Origin of the sequence: Streptomyces sp. NPDC093586, assembly GCF_044764905.1 — a bacterium.
In the GTDB taxonomy this organism is placed as follows: domain Bacteria; phylum Actinomycetota; class Actinomycetes; order Streptomycetales; family Streptomycetaceae; genus Streptomyces.
This window is the reverse complement of record NZ_JBIWJA010000002.1, coordinates 186,642-204,076: the sequence shown is the minus strand read 5'-3', so window position 1 is coordinate 204,076 and position 17,435 is coordinate 186,642. Positions and strand designations below refer to the sequence as shown.

The following is a 17,435-nucleotide window of genomic DNA, read 5'->3' as shown; positions in this document are numbered from 1 at the left end:
AAGACTGAAGCCTTATGGCTACCACTTCACTTGACCTGGCCAAGGTCCGCAACATCGGGATCATGGCCCACATCGACGCGGGCAAGACGACCACCACCGAGCGGATTCTGTTCTACACCGGTGTGTCGTACAAGATCGGTGAGGTCCACGACGGCGCTGCCACCATGGACTGGATGGAGCAGGAGCAGGAGCGTGGCATCACGATCACGTCTGCTGCGACCACCTGTCACTGGCCGCTCGAGGACAACGACTACACGATCAACATCATCGACACCCCGGGGCACGTCGACTTCACCGTCGAGGTGGAGCGTTCCCTGCGTGTGCTCGACGGTGCCGTGACCGTGTTCGACGGTGTCGCCGGTGTCGAGCCGCAGTCCGAGACGGTGTGGCGTCAGGCCGACCGTTACGGCGTTCCGCGCATCTGCTTCGTCAACAAGCTGGACCGTACCGGCGCCGAGTTCCACCGCTGCGTGGACATGATCTCGGACCGCCTGGGCGCCCAGCCGCTCGTCATGCAGCTCCCGATCGGCGCCGAGGCCGACTTCAAGGGCGTCGTGGACCTGGTCCGCATGAAGGCGCTCGTGTGGTCCGCCGATGCCGCCAAGGGCGAGATGTACGACGTCGTCGACATCCCCGACACGCACACCGAGGCCGCCGAGGAGTGGCGCGGCAAGCTGGTCGAGGCCGTCGCGGAGAACGACGAAGAGATCATGGAGCTGTTCCTGGAGGGCCAGGAGCCCACCGAGGAGCAGCTGTACGCCGCGATCCGTCGCATCACCATCGCCTCCGGCAAGTCCAGCGACACCACGGTCACCCCGGTGTTCTGCGGCACCGCGTTCAAGAACAAGGGCGTCCAGCCCCTGCTCGACGCGGTCGTGCGCTACCTGCCGACCCCGCTCGACGTCGAGGCCATCGAGGGCCAGGACGTCAAGGACCCCGAGGTCGTCATCAAGCGCAAGCCGTCCGAGGACGAGCCGCTGGCCGCGCTCGCGTTCAAGATCATGAGCGACCCGCACCTCGGCAAGCTCACCTTCGTCCGGGTCTACTCGGGCCGCCTGGAGTCCGGCACCGCGGTGCTGAACTCCGTCAAGGGCAAGAAGGAGCGCATCGGCAAGATCTACCGCATGCACGCCAACAAGCGTGAGGAGATCGAGTCGGTGGGCGCCGGCGACATCGTCGCCGTCATGGGTCTGAAGCAGACCACCACCGGTGAGACGCTGTCCGACGACAAGAACCCGGTGATCCTGGAGTCCATGGACTTCCCGGCGCCGGTCATCCAGGTCGCCATCGAGCCCAAGTCGAAGGGCGACCAGGAGAAGCTCGGCGTCGCGATCCAGCGTCTGGCCGAGGAGGACCCGTCCTTCCAGGTTCACACGAACGAGGAGACGGGCCAGACCATCATCGGTGGTATGGGCGAGCTGCACCTCGAGGTGCTGGTCGACCGTATGCGCCGTGAGTTCAAGGTCGAGGCCAACGTCGGTAAGCCTCAGGTCGCCTACCGTGAGACGATCCGCAAGGCCGTCGAGCGCGTGGACTACACCCACAAGAAGCAGACCGGTGGTACCGGTCAGTTCGCGAAGGTGCAGATCGCGATCGAGCCGATCGAGGGCGGCGACGCCTCATACGAGTTCGTGAACAAGGTGACCGGTGGCCGCATCCCGAAGGAGTACATCCCTTCGGTGGACGCCGGTGCGCAGGAGGCCATGCAGTTCGGCATCCTGGCCGGCTACGAGATGACGGGCGTCCGCGTCACGCTCATCGACGGTGGCTACCACGAGGTCGACTCCTCCGAACTCGCGTTCAAGATCGCCGGTTCGCAGGCCTTCAAGGAGGCCGCGCGCAAGGCTTCGCCCGTGCTCCTGGAGCCGATGATGGCCGTCGAGGTCACCACGCCCGAGGACTACATGGGTGAGGTCATCGGCGACATCAACTCCCGCCGTGGCCAGATCCAGGCCATGGAGGAGCGGGCGGGTGCCCGCGTCGTGAAGGGCCTCGTGCCCCTGTCGGAGATGTTCGGCTACGTCGGCGACCTCCGCAGCAAGACGTCGGGTCGCGCAAGCTACTCGATGCAGTTCGACTCCTACGCCGAGGTTCCCCGGAACGTCGCCGAGGAGATCATCGCGAAGGCCAAGGGCGAGTAACGGACTACTCCGTTTAACGGACCCCGTTCACACGCTTTAGGCTTGACCCCGGAGCCTGCAAGGGGCATTCCGCCACCAACCCGGTGGGATGCCCCCTGGCCCGGGTTTCCCAGCAAAGATCACCTGGCGCCGATGAAGTAAGGCGTACCAGAACCACTCCACAGGAGGACCCCAGTGGCGAAGGCGAAGTTCGAGCGGACTAAGCCGCACGTCAACATCGGCACCATCGGTCACATCGACCACGGTAAGACGACCCTCACGGCCGCCATTACCAAGGTGCTGCACGACGCGTACCCGGACCTGAACGAGGCCTCGGCCTTCGACCAGATCGACAAGGCTCCCGAAGAGCGCCAGCGCGGTATCACCATCTCCATCGCGCACGTCGAGTACCAGACCGAGACGCGTCACTACGCCCACGTCGACTGCCCCGGTCACGCGGACTACATCAAGAACATGATCACGGGTGCGGCGCAGATGGACGGCGCCATCCTCGTGGTCGCCGCCACCGACGGCCCGATGCCGCAGACCAAGGAGCACGTGCTCCTGGCCCGCCAGGTCGGCGTTCCGTACATCGTCGTCGCGCTGAACAAGGCCGACATGGTGGACGACGAGGAGATCCTGGAGCTCGTCGAGCTCGAGGTGCGCGAGCTCCTCTCCGAGTACGAGTTCCCGGGCGACGACGTTCCGGTCGTCAAGGTCTCCGCCCTGAAGGCCCTCGAGGGCGACAAGGAGTGGGGCCAGTCCGTCCTCGACCTGATGAAGGCCGTGGACGAGGCCATCCCGGAGCCCGAGCGTGACGTCGACAAGCCGTTCCTGATGCCGATCGAGGACGTCTTCACCATCACCGGTCGCGGTACGGTCGTCACCGGCCGCATCGAGCGTGGTGTCCTCAAGGTCAACGAGACCGTCGACATCATCGGCATCAAGCCGGAGAAGACCACCACCACGGTCACCGGCATCGAGATGTTCCGCAAGCTGCTCGACGAGGGCCAGGCCGGTGAGAACGTCGGTCTGCTGCTCCGCGGCATCAAGCGCGAGGACGTCGAGCGCGGCCAGGTCATCATCAAGCCGGGCTCGGTCACCCCGCACACCGAGTTCGAGGCGCAGGCCTACATCCTGTCCAAGGACGAGGGTGGCCGCCACACGCCGTTCTTCAACAACTACCGTCCGCAGTTCTACTTCCGTACGACGGACGTGACCGGCGTCGTGACCCTCCCCGAGGGCACCGAGATGGTCATGCCGGGTGACAACACCGAGATGAAGGTGGAGCTCATCCAGCCCGTCGCCATGGAAGAGGGCCTGAAGTTCGCCATCCGCGAGGGTGGCCGGACCGTGGGCGCCGGCCAGGTCACCAAGATCAACAAGTAAGTTCGCTTGCTTGGTGGGTCGACTGACCTGACCAGGGCTTGACGCCTGAGAGGACCCGTACGACTTCGGTCGTGCGGGTCCTTTCGCTTGTGCGGGGGAGTCGGCGTCAAGGCTGGGGCGGGTGGATCACCTCGTCGGAGGAAGCGCGAGGCACATGCCTCTGGCGACGGTGGGCCTCGGTCTGCGTTCTCCGCATGGTCAGCTCTTCCCACGAAGCGTTGCATCGGATCTTCCAGGAGGGTCCGACGCTCTTCGTCCGAGCGGTCAAGCGGCTCGGCATCACCTTCGCCGCACCTCTCTCCGCGGTACCACTCACCACCGATCTCACGGAGAACCGGCCGGTGGAAAGACGGGGGGACACGCTGCTGCGCATGGACGCGGGCGCGAACGGCGGCTTTCTGCCGGCGGTCGAGTCCCAGGGGAGGAAAGACCCCCGGCAAGCCGGCGAGCCGGGCGTACTGCCTGTCGCACCTGCACGCCAAGTACCATCTGCCGCCGGTCCTTCCGGTCGTCTGCGCGGACCGGCGTACCGCGGCCTGGGCGGCTCGGCGGGGCGACATCGGTCCGCCGCAGTGGCCCTCGCTGACCGTGCGCCCCCTGGTGCTGGGACCCGGCAGCGTCCCGGTCATCGACAGCCCCGACGAAGCCGCGCGGGACATCCCGCTGACCGTCCTCTCCGCGGCTCTGCACCGTCAGGGGCCGGACGCCGATGCCCTGCTGAAAGCCCTGGCCACAGCGCTGAAGGGCTTGTCTGCCGACGACGAGACCACCGCAAGCATCTTCATCGGGCTCACGGAACAAGGCCTCGGCGAGACGCCGGCCGCGGACCTCTGGAGGCAGATCGTGGCCGCCGACCTCTCCTTCTTCCAGTCGGAAACCGCTCGGAGCCTCCGGGCCGAGGGCCGGGCCGGGGACATTCTGCTGCTGCTGGAGCGGCGTGGTGTCGAGGTGTCCGAGGAGGACAGGGCGCGGGTCCGCGGCTGTGGCGACCTGGACGTGCTGGGGGTCCGGTTCACGCGGGCGATCACGGCTGTGTCGGCCACGGAGGTGTCCGCGCCGGGCGAGGACGAGCCCCGGGGATGATGCGGGGGCTCTGCGCGCGTGCGTGAGCGGGGGCGGGGGCCGGGTGCTCTCCCGCTGCGGCACCCGGCCCCCGCCCCCGCTCCCCGCGGAGCGGTCAGCGGGTCATACGCGCTGCCACAGGGCGGGCACGTTGGACGGTTCCCAGCCCGGCTGGGCCTGGTGGCCCTGGAGGCAGCGGTAGGTGGAGCCGCCGTAGGTCACCGTGTCGCCCGGCTGGTAGACCTTGCCGGCGGTCCAGGTGCCGCCGGGCACCTCCGGGCCGGGGCCGCCGCCGTCACCGGACGTCTTCAGGGTGAGGCCGTAGTTCGACAGCAGCGGGTTGATCGGCTGGAAGAAGGTCTCGCCGCCGCTGCCGCAGTTGCCCGAGCCGCCCGAGGTGACGCCCTGGGCCTGGCTGCCGGAGATGTACGAGCCGCCGGAGTCACCGGGCTCCGCGCACACCGTGGTGCGGGTGACGCCGGAGACGGTGCCCTCCTGGTAGGTGACGCTGGTGTTCAGCTGCTGGACGGTGCCGCAGTGCCAGCCGGTCGTCGAGCCGGAGCGGCACACGGAGGCGCCGACCGTCGCCTGCGTGGAACCGGCGACCTGGACGCTCTGCCCGCCGGCGCCGTTGACGTACGGGGTCGCCGTCCAGCTGGAGTTGACCGCCACCCACGCCATGTCGCGGCCGGGGAAGACCGAGCCCTGGAAGGTGCCCTGGGCGACCCGGTTGGCGCCGCTCGTGCCGGCGCCGGCCCGGCCGCAGTGACCGGCGGTGGCGAAGCCCTGCTGGGTGCCCTTGGTGACCGGGAAGCCGATCGAGCAGCGTCCGCTGTTGTCGATGTAGTACGCCTCGCCGCCCCGCAGGTCGTAGAAGGTGCGGGGACGTTCGGTGCGTGCCTGGACGCGGGTGAGGGACCAGTCGACGCCTGCCGCCGCCAGCAGCGCACGGGCCGCGGCCGGACGTACGGCCTCCACGACGAGGGTGTTGGTGCGCGTGTCGACGTACCAGACGGGCGCGTCGGCGGTGTTCCGGCCGGCCGCCGCCCGGTCCAGGCGGGCCTTGGCCGCGTCCAGGCCGGCCAGCGAGTGGCGCACGACCTTCGCCTGGGCGCCCTGCGCCTCGATCGCGCCGACATCGCCCGCGTCCGTCGTCGCCACGGTCAGCGTGCCGGACTCGGCGCCCCGGACCCAGGCGCCCGCGAAGTCGGCCCCGAGCGCCGCCCGCAGCCGGCCCGCCACGGCTCCCGCCTCGGCCTCGTTGGCCAGGCGCCGCTCGGCCTGCTTCCGGTCCAGGCCGAGGTCGCGCTGCATGGCGCTCAGCAGGGCGGGCGGGGCGGCGTCGGTGCGGAGGGTCCGGGCCGCCGAGGGCGCCGACGGCTCCGCGGCCTCGGCCGCCCGGGCGCTCGCGGAGCCGCTGAGCCCGGCCACGAGCAGGGCGGCCGTCGCCGCGAGGGCGGCGCCCGCGGCTCTGGCCCTGGTGTGCCGCCGGGACACGGAGGACAGGGAGGACAGGGAGGACATGGGGAACTCCTCGGTCTCGGTGGGGAGGTGCCGAAACCGTAGGGAGGGCCGGCCGGTGGGCATAAGACACCGGCCGGCCCCCTCCCCGGCGTTATGGAACGCGCGCGGGCGTCGGTGGAGCACCCGGGACTCGGCCCACGGCCGCCGCGTCCCCGTGCGCCGAGAGCCACGCGGTGTAGCTGTCGCTGCCGGCGGCCACGCCCGCGTGGGCGATGCGGGCCTGCGCGAGGACGGTGGCGGCGGTGTCCTGCCGCTGGCTCCCCGCGTGCCAGCCGAGCAGGTGCCGCCAGGCCAGGGGGGTACCGGTGAGCGGCCGGGTGACGATGCCGGGCGTGGTCGGGAACGTCGCCCGGCACAGCCCGACCGCCCGGCCCACCTGCACGAGGTGTACCAGGGAGGCGGTGTCCGTCTCGTACATGCGGTGCGGCGTGAACCCGGCGCGGGCGCAGGACGCGGTGAAACAGTCCCCGAAGCACCCGTCACCGGGCACGCAGGCCCACTCCTCGCCCGCCAGCTCGGTCAGGTCCACCTCGGGACGGTGGGCGAGCGGGTGACCGTCGGGCACCATCACGAACACCGGGTCGACGGCGACCTCCCGCCAGACCAGGCCCTCCGCGCCGGGCGGGGACGCCGACCCGCAGGTCCCGGCGAGGGCGAAGTCCAGCCGCCCTTCGACGAGCTGCTCGGCCAGCTCCCGTTCCGACCAGGAGGTACAGGTCGTCATCCGGGCGTCCGGTGCCACGCCCGCCAGCCGGTCCACCAGGGCGCCCAGCAGCGGCCCGTGGGTGCCGCCCAGCCGCAGCCGCTCCACGGTGCGCGGGGCCGCACGGGCGAACCTGGCCGCCTCCTGCTGGAGTTCGGTGACCGCGGGCAGCACGATCCGGCTGCGCTCCAGCACCAGTTCCCCCAGCGCGGTGGCCCGTACGCCGTGCCGGCCCCGTTCGAACAGGGCTCCGCCCAGGGCGCGTTCGATCCGCTTGAGCTGTGCGCTCAACGCGGGCTGCGCGAGCCCGAGCGCCGTCGCCGCCCTGGTGAGGCTGCCGGCCTCCGCGATGGCCCGGACCGTCTTGAGATGCCGCAACTCCAGCTCCATGAGGGGAGCTTGCGACCCGGGAGGGGCGGGGGCAAGGGGTTGGTTCGGACCATTGTTGAGAGCTGTCCTGCCGGCAGGCCGGGAACAGCTGTCAGGACTCCACGTCCGTGTTGTCCTCGACGAGTTGCCGCGCACGCCGCACCAGTGCCTCCCGTACGGAGTCCGGGGCGAGGACCCGTAGCGGTGTGCCCAGGCCGAGCAGGTACGTGGCCAGGCCTTCGGGGGTGGGGCCGCCGACCTCGACGAGCGTGGCGTCGGGGCCCTCGGCGCGGTGGGCGCCGACGGCGGACGGGATGAGACGCAGTGCCTGGTCGAGTGGGACCGGGAGGCGGACCGTCGCCCGCAGTGGGTAGGGGCCGGTGGCGGTGGAGCGGGAGACCAGGAGCGCCGGGTCGGGCGGGTCGGTGATGTCCACCGGGCGTCCGGTGGGCTGGAGCCGCTGGACGCGGTCGGCCCGGAAGGTCTGCCACCGGTCCCGCTCCACGTCGCGGGCCACGAAGTACCAGCGGCGTCCGGTGTGGACCAGGCGGTACGGGTCGACGTCCCGGACCGTGGCCCGCCCCTCCCAGTCGCGGTACGACAGCCGGGCGCGCTCGGCCCGGCGGCAGGCGGCGGCCAGCTCCAGCAGCATGCCGGGCGGGACCTGCGGCTCGTCGGCCCTCGGGGTGTGGACGAAGGCGGCGTCCATGTCGCCCAATCGGTCCGCGACCCGCCGGGGCAGCACCTGGCGCAGCTTCAGCAGCGCCGACAGGGCCGCCTGATCACCGCCGAGCGCCCCGCTCAGCGCGGCCTCCCGCAGCCCGACGGCCACGGCGAGCGCCTCCTCGTCGTCCAGGATCAGCGGTGGCGTACTCGTGCCGGGGCGCAGACGGTAGCCGCCCCAGGGGCCGGGGTCGGAGTCGACGGTGTAGCCGAGCTCCCGGAGCCTGGCGACGTCCCGGCGCACCGTCCGATCGGTCACCTCCATCCGCTCGGCCAGTTCACCGCAGGTCCAGGCGGGCCGGGCGGCCAGCAGGGAGATCAGTCGCAGCAGCCGGGCGGACGTGTTCAGCATGTCGGCGAAGTTTTCCACATGGCCGGGGCATGACCAGGACCGCACCTGTCCTGGTCACGTCCTACCGTTCCCTCCGTGACCACCACTACGGGAAACACCTCGATGCCCGCGTTCCGCTACTCGGCCGTCACCTTCGACTGCCCGGACCCCGCGGACATGGCCCGCTTCTACGGCGAGGCCCTCGGCCTGTCCGTCGTCTTCTCCACCGACGACTTCGTCCTGCTCGGGCAGAAGGACGGTTCGCCGGGCCTCGGCTTCAACCGCCTGGCCGACTACCGCCGGCCCACCTGGCCGGACCCGGCCCAGGAGAAGCAGGCCCACATCGACCTCGGCACCGACGACCTGGACGCGGCCGAGGCCCGGCTGCTGGCCCTGGGCGCGACGAAGCCCGACTTCCAGCCGGACCCGGACCGGTGGCGGGTGCTGCTGGACCCGGCGGGGCACCCGTTCTGCGTGTCCACGGTGGCGTGAACCGGCCTGCGCCGGCTGGACGGCGGTGCCGTCCGGGCCACTCGCTGCCGAAGAACGCTTCGGCGGCCGGCGCGGTGACGGCACGGGCGAACCGAGTGGCTGACGCGAACTGCCGGGAGGAACACGATCCGCAGCACCACTGCCGGGGACGTCTTTGAGCCGGCGTGGTTCAAGAGCGGCCGCAGCGGCGGAGACGACGGCGGCTCCCGCGTCGAACCGGCCCTCACCCCCGCCGCCCGGGCGGACCTCCTGCCGTACGCGTCGGAGAGCTGACGACCTCCTGCGTCCCGACGACCGCCAGCAGCTCCAGCAGCCCCGCGCTGTCCGTCCCGACGGCCGGGGTGAACCAGAGCAGCCGCTGCCGGCCGTCCTCGCTGAACAGGTTGAGGCAGTTGACCTCGATGACGCCGACCGTGGGGTGGACGATGCGCTTGCGGTCGTCGCGCCGGAAGGCCACGTCGTGGTCGGCCCACAGCGCGGCGAACTCGGGGGAGACATCGAGCAGCGTGCGGATCATCGTGCCGGCCTCCGGGTCCTTCGCGTCCCTGCGGGCCGCCGCGGCCCGCAGGTCGGCGACGAAGGAGCGGGACTGCCGCTCGTGGTCGGCCTCGGGATACAGGCGCCGGGTGTCGGGCTCGGTGAACCACCGGTGGACGAAGCTGGCCCGGGGCCCCCGGAAACCGGTCTGGTCCCCGACCAGCGCCACGGCCGGCGGATTCTGTACGAGGGTGACGTGCAGGTCGGTGATCACCTGCGCCGGTGTCGAGGTCAGCCGGTCGAGCAGGTCGAGCATGCCGGGATGCACGTGCGAGGCGGCCCCGCCCTGCACGGGCACCGGCCGGTCCGCGAGCCGGTACAGGTAGTCCCGCTCGTCGGCGGACAGCCGCAGCGCCCGCGCCAGCGCGGCGATCATCTGCTCGGACGGCTGGGACCCGGCGCCGCGCTCCAGCTCGTTGTAGTAGTCCACCGACGCTCCGGCGAGCTGGGCGACCTCCTCGCGGCGCAGCCCCGGCACCCGGCGCCGCGGTCCGGCCGGGAGCCCGACGTCGGCCGGGCGGATGCGCTCCCGCCGTGATCGCAGGAACGCTCCCAGCTCGGTGTACTTCACAGCGCTCATGCCGTCCATTCTGGGCCGGGCCGGGCCGGCGACCCAGGGGATGACATCCCCTGGTTGCGCGGGCCGCCACCGCGCATCGTGGAGCCATGACCACGAACCAGCACACTTCCCCGACGGCGGCCGTACGCGTCGCCGTCGTCACCGGCGGATCCCGCGGCATCGGCCGGGCGGTCTCGCAGAAGCTCGCCGAGGACGGCCTGGCCGTCGTCGTGAACTACGCCCGCGACGCGGCGTCCGCCGAGGAGACGGTGGCCGCGATCACCGCCGCCGGCGGACGGGCGATCGCCGTACCGGCCGACGTGGCGGAGGAGAAGGAGGTCGCCGCGCTCTTCGACCGGGCGGAGGAGGAGTTCGGCGGCGTCGACGTGGTGGTGAACTCGGCCGGCCGGATGGCCCTGTCGACCATCGCCGACCTGGACCTGGCGGCACTGGACGCCATGCACCGCACCAACATCCGCGGCACCTTCGTCGTCGCCCAGCAGGCGGCCCGGCGCCTGCGGGCGGGGGGCTCCTTCGTGGGGTTCTCGACGTCCGTCGTCGGCACGCAGTTCCCGGGCTACGGCGCGTACGTGGCGAGCAAGGGCGCCGTGGAGGCGATGACGCTGATCCTCGCGCGCGAGCTGCGCGGCCGGGACGTCACCGTGAACACCGTCGCCCCCGGGCCCACGGCCACCGACCTGTTCCTCGCGGACAAGACGCCCGAGCAGGTCGACCGGCTCGCCAAGACCCCGCCCCTGGAACGGCTGGGCACGCCGGAGGACATCGCCGCCGTGGTCGCCTTCCTGAGCAGCCCCGCCGGTCACTGGGTCAACGGCCAGGTCCTGCGCGCCAACGGAGGCCTGGTCTGATGCCCTTCGCCCACTTCGAGGTCCCCGCCGGCACGCTCACCCCCGAGGACAAGCGGAAGATCGTCGAGCGCACCACCGACCTGTACGCCGAGATCTACGGCGAGCGGGCCCGGCCCACCACCGTCGTCCTCGTCGACGAGATCGCCGACGGCGGCTGGGGCGTCGCCGGGAACGTCCTCACGGCGGCGATGCTCAACGGCGAAGCGTGACCCGAGCGGCCGGGCAACCTCGGTCGCCTCCGTCTCGTGCGTCACGAAAAAACCCGTTATACGAAATTCTTGTCTCACATCATGGGCGTGGCGCAGACCGAACACTGGTCAGGGTGTTTACATGCGCGTAACACTTAGATGTCCCTGCGCGCGGCAACGGCGCCGAGCGCCCCCCACCGGACGGGACAGGAGCCATGCCGGCCGCCCCTCCCGGCGCCCTCCCGATCCCGGTGTCAGCCGTGCCAGAAAGGGCTTCCGTGACGACGCGATCCGAGACGAAGACCACGCTCGACCACCTGCTCACCGAGATCGAGCGCCGCAACCCGGCCCAGCCGGAGTTCCACCAGGCCGTCCACGAGGTGCTGGAGACGCTCGCGCCGGTGGTCGCCGCCAGGCCCGAGTACGCCGAGCCGGGGCTCATCGAGCGCCTGGTCGAGCCCGAGCGGCAGATCATCTTCCGGGTGCCGTGGCAGGACGACCAGGGGAACATCCAGGTCAACCGCGGCTTCCGGGTGGAGTTCAACAGCGCGCTCGGCCCGTACAAGGGCGGTCTGCGCTTCCACCCCTCCGTCAACCTGGGCGTCATCAAGTTCCTGGGCTTCGAGCAGATCTTCAAGAACGCGCTGACCGGCCTCGGCATCGGCGGCGGCAAGGGCGGCAGCGACTTCGACCCGCACGGCCGCAGCGACGCGGAGGTCATGCGGTTCTGCCAGTCGTTCATGACGGAGCTGTACCGGCACATCGGCGAGCACACGGACGTCCCGGCGGGGGACATCGGCGTCGGCGGCCGGGAGATCGGCTACCTGTTCGGCCAGTACCGGCGGATCACCAACCGCTGGGAGGCCGGCGTCCTGACGGGCAAGGGCGCGGGCTGGGGCGGTTCGCTGATCCGCCCCGAGGCGACCGGTTACGGCAACGTCCTCTTCGCGGCGGCGATGCTGCGCGAGCGCGGTGAGGACCTGGAAGGCCAGACGGCGGTCGTGTCCGGCTCCGGGAACGTGGCGATCTACACGATCGAGAAGCTGGCCGCCCTCGGCGCCAACGCCATCACCTGCTCGGACTCGTCCGGTTACGTGGTCGACGAGAAGGGCATCGACCTGGAGCTGCTCAAGCAGGTCAAGGAGGTCGAGCGCGGCCGGGTCGACACGTACGCCGAGCGGCGGGGCGCCTCGGCGCGCTTCGTGCCCGGCGGACGGGTCTGGGAGGTCCCGGCCGACATCGCGCTGCCGTCGGCCACGCAGAACGAGCTGGACGAGAACGACGCCGCCACGCTGATCCGCAACGGCGTCAAGGCGGTCTCCGAGGGCGCCAACATGCCGACCACCCCCGAGGCCGTCCACCTCCTCCAGCGCTCCGGCGTCGCCTTCGGCCCCGGCAAGGCGGCGAACGCGGGCGGGGTCGCGGTCAGCGCCCTGGAGATGGCCCAGAACCACGCCCGTACGTCGTGGTCGGCGGAGCGCGTCGAGGACGAGCTGACGCACATCATGAACGACATCCACACCACCTGCCACGAGACCGCCGAGCGCTACGGCGCCCCCGGCGACTACGTGACGGGCGCCAACATCGCCGGCTTCGAGCGCGTCGCCGACGCGATGCTCGCCCAGGGCGTCATCTGACGTACGGGTCGTCACCCGACGTGGTGCCGGCCGCGCCACCAACGCCTGGCGGGGCGTCGGTGGCGCGGCCGGCACCACGTTCACCGACCGCCTCCACGACACGATGGACGCCCGCCCCCGGCGGCCGCGGTCGTCGTCGGCCTCCTGTGCCTGGGCCACGCCGTCCCCCGCCTCGTGGAACGCCCGGTGTCCCGCCTCGTGAAGAAGGGCCCGGACACGTCGTTCATCCGCCCGCGCCACGCGGGCGACGGAGCCTGAGAGTGGTTGATCCGATGGGCCTTCTCACCAGACTGACCGGCACCAGACACCCCGACGCCGGCATCGTCCCCCGTCCCGCCGAGGACGTCCGGGCCGCACTGCTCGCGCTCGACGGGTCGGGTGTGCCCTGCCGGGTGCGCGCCGCGCTCCCGGACGAGCGGGCCGACCTGGTGGCGGAGTGCCGGGTCGAGCGGGTGGGGGTCAGGCTCAGGACGCGGATGCGGCTGGTCCCGGACAGACACGAGGTGCGCTTCCTCGACGAACGCTGGGAGAAGCGGCCCTCCGACGGCGCCCGCACACAGTACGGGCGGGGGTACGCGCCCATGGTGTACCGGCAGTGGGAGACGGGAACGGGGCCCGACGGGCGTCGCCGCAGGGTCGAGACGTTCCGCTTCGACACCCGTGAACTGACCGACCCCCTGCGGGACGCGGTCATCGGCGCGGGATGGACCTGGCGAGGAGTGTTCCGGCTCTGACGGTCCCCGTCGGTCCGCCGGTCCCCGCTCATGCCTCGGGACGACCTCGGCGGCCGTGCCGCGCATGCCCTGCCGCCGCACGGCACCACCCGTCGGACCGACGACCACGCGGAAACTCTCCCTCGACGCACTCTCCCTCGACGCACTCGCCCGCGACGCACTCGCCCGCGAGCACCTCGAACGCGCCGCCGCCGCGGCCAACGGCCGTAGCGCCATGACGATCCACGGCGGCCACGAACACGTCCTGCGCCAGTCACTCCTCGCCCCGACCGCCGGCACCTCCCTCGCCGAGCACGAGAACCCCGGGGAGGCGACCCTGCAGGTACTGCGCGGCCGCGTCCGCCTCGTCAGCGGCGACACCTCTTGGGAGGGCCGGACCGGCGACCTGATCCTGATCCCTCCGGCTCGCCACGGCCTGGAGGCGCTGGAGGACTCGGCGGTGCTGCTCACGGTGGCCGAGCGCGGGTGGTCCCCCGCGGCGTCCGGTTCGGGTCCGCACCCTCCGGTCCGGCTCACGCGGGGTCGAGTTCACCGTGCCGCATGTGACCGGTTGTCCGTGCGGCACACCGGTCGGCCACTGTTGGACGGGGTACGAGGGCTGCTGCTTAGCTGGGGTCAGGACTGTGCCAGGTCGACAGTGAACGAGAGAGGTGCCCGGTGGAGACTCCCCGCCTTGAGGAGGTGCGGCTGACCTCCTTCAAGAGCTTCACCGAGCAGCGCCTGCCCTTGCAGGACCTCACCGTGCTGATCGGGCGCAACGGTAGCGGAAAGTCCAACGCGCTGGACGGGCTGATGGTGCTGTCCCGGCTGGCACTGGGGGAGCCGGTGCGGGACGCGCTGGACGGGCCGCGCAGCGGGGGGGAGGAACCGATCCGAGGAGGCGCCGAGGGGTGCGCGCCGCTGGGGGAGGACCGTTTCGGGCTCGGGTGCCGCGTGCGGTCCGGAGAGGCGGTTTTCGATCTGGACGTGGTGATCGCGGTCTCTCCCGAGGTGCGCATCCTCCGTGAGGAACTGACGGCGGTCGAGGGCGTGCCCTACGCGGGCCGTCGACTGGCGGCGGGGCGCTCGCTGCTGGCGAGCGACGCACCGGACGCACGCCGCAGTGACCTCAACGTCCGCTACTTCAACGGGCGGCGTGGTCTCGACCCGGGAGTACCGTTCGCCGCCGACCGGCTGCTGGCCGGGCAGGTGCCGGTGAGGCTGCCCGCGACCACGGAGGCCACGAAGCTCGTGCACCGAGCGGCGCAGGACGTGCTCGCCGTTCTGCGGGACGTCTTCCTCCTCGATCCGGTTCCGCATCTCATGAGGCAGTACGTCAACGCGCGCGACGTGGAGCTCAGACGCAGCGCCGACAACCTGAGCGCAGCGGTCGCGGGCCTGGCCAAGACGGATCCCGCCGCTTTCGACAGGCTCACGGAGCTGGTGGCGGGAATGCCCGAATACCCGGTGCGGGGGGTGAGCAGTGTCGGCACCAAGCTGGGGGACGTGCAACTGGTACTGCGCGAGGCGGGATATCACGGAGCGGAGCACGACGTCCCGGCACGGCTCCTGAGCGACGGCATGCTGCGGTTCCTGGCCTTCGGCACCGCCTTGCTGAGCGCGCCCGTCTCCGGTGGCGGCGAGGAACCGCTCCTGACGCAGCGGCACCTGGTGATCGAGGAGATCGAGAACGGTCTCTACCCCACCCAGGCGGCACGGGTACTGCGCCTGATGAAGGAGGAGTCCCAGCGGCGTCGCATCGACGTGCTCTTCACCACCCACAGCCCGGCCCTGCTCAACTCCCTGAACGCGCAGGACCATCCGGGAGTCGTCGTGTGCAGCCGGGACCCGGAGTCGGGGGAAAGCCGGCTGACCCGCCTCACGGAGCTGCCCGGCTATGTCGACCTCCTGGCCGCGGGAGACCTCGGTGACGCGGTGACCAAGGGGCGCCTGCCGGATGCCGTGCGTCCCCGGGAAGAGGGCGTGACGAGCGTCGAGGACTTCCTGAGGAGCCTGTGAGCCCGTGAGCAGACAGCACCAGACCGGGCTGCGGCTCCCCGTCGTCGACTTCCTGGACACCTCCGTCTTCGTCGAGATCCTCGGCGTACCTCATAGGGACGCCCACCGCGACGAAGTCCTGTCCGAGATGGACGTCCGGCTGAAGTCCCAGGTGCGCTTCGTGCTGCCGACCGTGATCGAGACCGGCAACCACGTCTTCCAGATCAAGAACGGTGATGCCCGCCGGAAGTGCGCCGCGGCTTTCATGAGCATGCTGCGCAAGACCGCGCGCGGGGAGGCGCCCTGGGTGCTGCACGAGCGGACCTGGGACGGCGCCTTCCTCACCTCGCTCTGCGACGGCGGCACCACGGGCATGGACCTGGCCACGCACGCCGTACGACAGCAGCTGGGCACCGGCGACCTGAGCATCGTCTCCGAGCGGGACCTGTACGCGGCCCGGGCGCGGGCCGAGGTCCGCATCTGGACGCTGGAGACCACGATGGGGACCTGGGCCGAGCTGCCCTGAGCCCGGCCCGCACGGCCGTCTCGTCGCGCGCCGCACCACGTCGCCGGTCACCGGGGCGGGACGAGGGGCCGGGATCCGGTGGATCCGGTCCCCGCTTCGGCCCGGACGGTCTTGCGCGGGGGCGGGCCGGGGACGACTCCCCAACGGTCGGCGAGGGCGTCCACGAGCAGCAGACCGCGGCCGGACTCGGCGTCGCCGGCGGAGCGCCCCAGGCACGGCAGCCGGTCCTGTCGTGTCGGGCGTGGTCACGCCCGTCCCCTCCCGTATGTCCGGTCATGTCCCCCCGCGCGCCCGCGCCCGGCGGGCCACGGTTTGATCCACGTCACCTTCGGGGTATTCTCTCCGGCTCGATTGGCCAGGCCCCCGTCGTGTATGGCAGACTAGCGGGGTTGCTCGGTCGAGTGCCGATGCTGCGCGCCTCCCGCCGGGAGGACCGGAAGCGAGTCCCACAGTACTCGTCGTCCCATGCATTACATCGAGAGGTGTAGGGGCGGAAGTACGGGAATCTTCCGGGAAGTGTCAGCGGGGTGCAGACCAGGCACTCGGTGGGCCTTTCGCCCCCGGCCTGCGGTTCCGGAAGGGCCGCGCTCCCCCAGCAGGGAAGTCCTGGAGAAGGACATCTGTGTCAGCGGGAGTGCGACACGCCCGACCGCGTGGGTCGGACGGAAGGGTTCGAACACCGGGTTCCAGAGCGTTTTCGAGAGACAGGACTACGAAGTAGCCATGGCGGGACAGAAGATCCGCATCCGGCTCAAGGCCTACGACCACGAGGTCATCGACTCCTCGGCGAAGAAGATCGTCGAGACGGTGACGCGTACTGGTGCGTCGGTCGCGGGCCCGGTGCCGCTGCCCACTGAGAAGAACGTGTACTGCGTCATCAAGTCGCCGCACAAGTACAAGGACTCGCGCGAGCACTTCGAGATGCGCACGCACAAGCGCCTGATCGACATCCTCGACCCGACCCCCAAGACCGTTGACTCTCTGATGCGACTCGACCTCCCGGCCGGTGTCGACATCGAGATCAAGCTCTGAGGCCGGTGATCTGAAGATGACGAAGCAGATCAAGGGCATCCTGGGCGAGAAGCTCGGCATGACGCAGGTGTGGGACGAGAACAACCGTGTTGTTCCGGTCACCGTCGTCAAGGCCGGCCCGAACGTCGTCACCCAGGTCCGTACGAACGACGTCGACGGCTACGAGTCCGTCCAGATCGCCTTCGGCGAGATCGACCCGCGCAAGGTGAACAAGCCCCTCAAGGGCCACTTCGCCAAGGCCGACGTCACCCCCCGCCGCCACCTTGTCGAGATCCGCACCGCGGACGCCGCCGAGTACACCCTGGGCCAGGAGATCACCGCTGAGGTGTTCGAGTCCGGTGTCAAGGTCGACGTGACCGGCAAGAGCAAGGGCAAGGGCTTCGCCGGTGTCATGAAGCGTCACAACTTCAAGGGCCTCGGCGCCGGTCACGGCACCCAGCGCAAGCACCGCTCTCCCGGTTCCATCGGTGGCTGTGCCACCCCGGGCCGCGTGTTCAAGGGCCTCCGCATGGCCGGCCGCATGGGCAACGAGCGGGTCACCACCCAGAACCTGACCGTCCACGCCGTTGACGCGGAGAAGGGTCTGCTGCTCATCAAGGGCGCGGTTCCCGGTCCGAACGGCGGCCTCGTCCTGGTCCGCACCGCGGCCAAGGGGGCCTGAGG

Annotated in this window: 16 protein-coding genes and 1 pseudogene; 13 read left to right on the top strand and 4 right to left on the bottom strand. The window is 70.9% G+C overall.

Translation table 11 applies throughout. The features are described 5' to 3' along the window. The first annotated feature begins 14 nt into the window (after positions 1-14). From fusA to ACIRFH_RS03125, 3 genes are all read left to right on the top strand, one after another. The gene (fusA, locus tag ACIRFH_RS03135) at positions 15-2,141 is read left to right on the top strand and encodes an elongation factor G (protein WP_403516811.1); all 2,127 of its coding nucleotides are present in this window, start codon (positions 15-17) and stop codon (positions 2,139-2,141) included. A gap of 174 nt (positions 2,142-2,315) precedes the next feature. Next, positions 2,316-3,509 carry an elongation factor Tu gene (gene tuf / locus ACIRFH_RS03130; RefSeq protein WP_356552738.1) on the top strand — a complete coding sequence of 398 codons (1,194 nt, stop codon included), beginning with the start codon at positions 2,316-2,318 and terminating at the stop codon, positions 3,507-3,509. 588 nt (positions 3,510-4,097) lie between these two features. Then, the gene (locus ACIRFH_RS03125; RefSeq protein ID WP_403516810.1) at positions 4,098-4,592 is read left to right on the top strand and encodes a hypothetical protein; all 495 of its coding nucleotides are present in this window, start codon (positions 4,098-4,100) and stop codon (positions 4,590-4,592) included. Positions 4,593-4,694: 102 nt separating this feature from the next. Here ACIRFH_RS03125 and ACIRFH_RS03120 read toward each other — a convergent pair whose 3' ends face one another. The 3 genes from ACIRFH_RS03120 to ACIRFH_RS03110 all read right to left on the bottom strand — a co-directional run bounded on the left by ACIRFH_RS03120 (position 4,695) and on the right by ACIRFH_RS03110 (position 8,242). Next, positions 4,695-6,095: an alpha-lytic protease prodomain-containing protein gene (locus ACIRFH_RS03120; protein ID WP_403516809.1), complete on the bottom strand. Its 1,401-nt coding sequence runs from the start codon at positions 6,093-6,095 to the stop codon at positions 4,695-4,697. A gap of 91 nt (positions 6,096-6,186) precedes the next feature. Further along, positions 6,187-7,188: a LysR family transcriptional regulator gene (locus ACIRFH_RS03115; protein WP_403516808.1), complete on the bottom strand. Its 1,002-nt coding sequence runs from the start codon at positions 7,186-7,188 to the stop codon at positions 6,187-6,189. 91 nt (positions 7,189-7,279) lie between these two features. After that, a complete protein-coding gene (locus ACIRFH_RS03110) occupies positions 7,280-8,242 on the bottom strand; it encodes a helix-turn-helix transcriptional regulator (RefSeq protein WP_403516807.1) in 963 nt (320 codons plus the stop codon). A 102-nt stretch (positions 8,243-8,344) separates the two neighbouring features. On the opposite strand from ACIRFH_RS03110, the gene ACIRFH_RS03105 reads away from it, so the two are divergent. Continuing rightward, positions 8,345-8,713 carry a VOC family protein gene (locus ACIRFH_RS03105; RefSeq protein ID WP_403516955.1) on the top strand — a complete coding sequence of 123 codons (369 nt, stop codon included), beginning with the start codon at positions 8,345-8,347 and terminating at the stop codon, positions 8,711-8,713. A gap of 223 nt (positions 8,714-8,936) precedes the next feature. Here the strand turns inward: ACIRFH_RS03105 and ACIRFH_RS03100 are convergent, their stop codons facing one another. Continuing rightward, positions 8,937-9,839, bottom strand: coding sequence for a helix-turn-helix transcriptional regulator (locus ACIRFH_RS03100; protein ID WP_403516806.1), 903 nt, complete (start codon positions 9,837-9,839; stop codon positions 8,937-8,939). A gap of 77 nt (positions 9,840-9,916) precedes the next feature. Between ACIRFH_RS03100 and ACIRFH_RS03095 the strand changes: the two genes are divergently transcribed. The 9 genes and pseudogenes from ACIRFH_RS03095 to rplC all read left to right on the top strand — a co-directional run bounded on the left by ACIRFH_RS03095 (position 9,917) and on the right by rplC (position 17,433). Beyond that, positions 9,917-10,678: an SDR family oxidoreductase gene (locus ACIRFH_RS03095; RefSeq protein ID WP_403516805.1), complete on the top strand. Its 762-nt coding sequence runs from the start codon at positions 9,917-9,919 to the stop codon at positions 10,676-10,678. Continuing rightward, a complete protein-coding gene (locus ACIRFH_RS03090; protein WP_403516804.1) occupies positions 10,678-10,887 on the top strand; it encodes a 4-oxalocrotonate tautomerase family protein in 210 nt (69 codons plus the stop codon). The genes ACIRFH_RS03095 and ACIRFH_RS03090 overlap by 1 nt, the downstream gene beginning before the upstream one ends. Positions 10,888-11,144: 257 nt before the next feature. Then, entirely contained in the window at positions 11,145-12,503 is a 1,359-nt protein-coding gene (gene gdhA, locus ACIRFH_RS03085; protein ID WP_403516803.1) for an NADP-specific glutamate dehydrogenase, read from the top strand. Between the two features lie 272 nt (positions 12,504-12,775). Beyond that, the gene (locus tag ACIRFH_RS03080) at positions 12,776-13,237 is read left to right on the top strand and encodes a hypothetical protein (protein WP_403516802.1); all 462 of its coding nucleotides are present in this window, start codon (positions 12,776-12,778) and stop codon (positions 13,235-13,237) included. A gap of 145 nt (positions 13,238-13,382) precedes the next feature. After that, positions 13,383-13,703 (top strand): annotated as a pseudogene (locus ACIRFH_RS03075) (cupin domain-containing protein); the annotation flags it as partial. 191 nt (positions 13,704-13,894) lie between these two features. After that, the gene (locus ACIRFH_RS03070) at positions 13,895-15,235 is read left to right on the top strand and encodes an AAA family ATPase (RefSeq protein ID WP_403516801.1); all 1,341 of its coding nucleotides are present in this window, start codon (positions 13,895-13,897) and stop codon (positions 15,233-15,235) included. A 4-nt stretch (positions 15,236-15,239) separates the two neighbouring features. Continuing rightward, positions 15,240-15,740 carry a hypothetical protein gene (locus tag ACIRFH_RS03065; RefSeq protein WP_403516800.1) on the top strand — a complete coding sequence of 167 codons (501 nt, stop codon included), beginning with the start codon at positions 15,240-15,242 and terminating at the stop codon, positions 15,738-15,740. A 723-nt stretch (positions 15,741-16,463) separates the two neighbouring features. After that, positions 16,464-16,772 (top strand): 30S ribosomal protein S10, encoded by a 309-nt coding sequence (gene rpsJ / locus ACIRFH_RS03060; RefSeq protein ID WP_003948644.1) that lies wholly within the window; start codon positions 16,464-16,466, stop codon positions 16,770-16,772. Between the two features lie 16 nt (positions 16,773-16,788). Beyond that, positions 16,789-17,433: a 50S ribosomal protein L3 gene (gene rplC / locus ACIRFH_RS03055; protein ID WP_037858413.1), complete on the top strand. Its 645-nt coding sequence runs from the start codon at positions 16,789-16,791 to the stop codon at positions 17,431-17,433. Positions 17,434-17,435 lie beyond the last annotated feature (2 nt).

Excerpts from the sequence above, each read along its gene's own strand:
- ACIRFH_RS03080 (WP_403516802.1), top strand. The coding sequence starts at position 12,776 with ATGGGCCTTCTCACCAGACTGACCGGCACCAGACACCCCGACGCCGGC.
- ACIRFH_RS03090 (WP_403516804.1), top strand. The coding sequence starts at position 10,678 with ATGCCCTTCGCCCACTTCGAGGTCCCCGCCGGCACGCTCACCCCCGAG.
- ACIRFH_RS03115 (WP_403516808.1), bottom strand. The coding sequence starts at position 7,188 with ATGGAGCTGGAGTTGCGGCATCTCAAGACGGTCCGGGCCATCGCGGAG.
- ACIRFH_RS03105 (WP_403516955.1), top strand. The coding sequence starts at position 8,345 with ATGCCCGCGTTCCGCTACTCGGCCGTCACCTTCGACTGCCCGGACCCC.
- ACIRFH_RS03100 (WP_403516806.1), bottom strand. The coding sequence starts at position 9,839 with ATGGACGGCATGAGCGCTGTGAAGTACACCGAGCTGGGAGCGTTCCTG.
- ACIRFH_RS03120 (WP_403516809.1), bottom strand. The coding sequence starts at position 6,095 with ATGTCCTCCCTGTCCTCCCTGTCCTCCGTGTCCCGGCGGCACACCAGG.
- ACIRFH_RS03110 (WP_403516807.1), bottom strand. The coding sequence starts at position 8,242 with ATGCTGAACACGTCCGCCCGGCTGCTGCGACTGATCTCCCTGCTGGCC.
- ACIRFH_RS03095 (WP_403516805.1), top strand. The coding sequence starts at position 9,917 with ATGACCACGAACCAGCACACTTCCCCGACGGCGGCCGTACGCGTCGCC.
- fusA (WP_403516811.1), top strand. The coding sequence starts at position 15 with ATGGCTACCACTTCACTTGACCTGGCCAAGGTCCGCAACATCGGGATC.
- rplC (WP_037858413.1), top strand. The coding sequence starts at position 16,789 with ATGACGAAGCAGATCAAGGGCATCCTGGGCGAGAAGCTCGGCATGACG.
- rpsJ (WP_003948644.1), top strand. The coding sequence starts at position 16,464 with ATGGCGGGACAGAAGATCCGCATCCGGCTCAAGGCCTACGACCACGAG.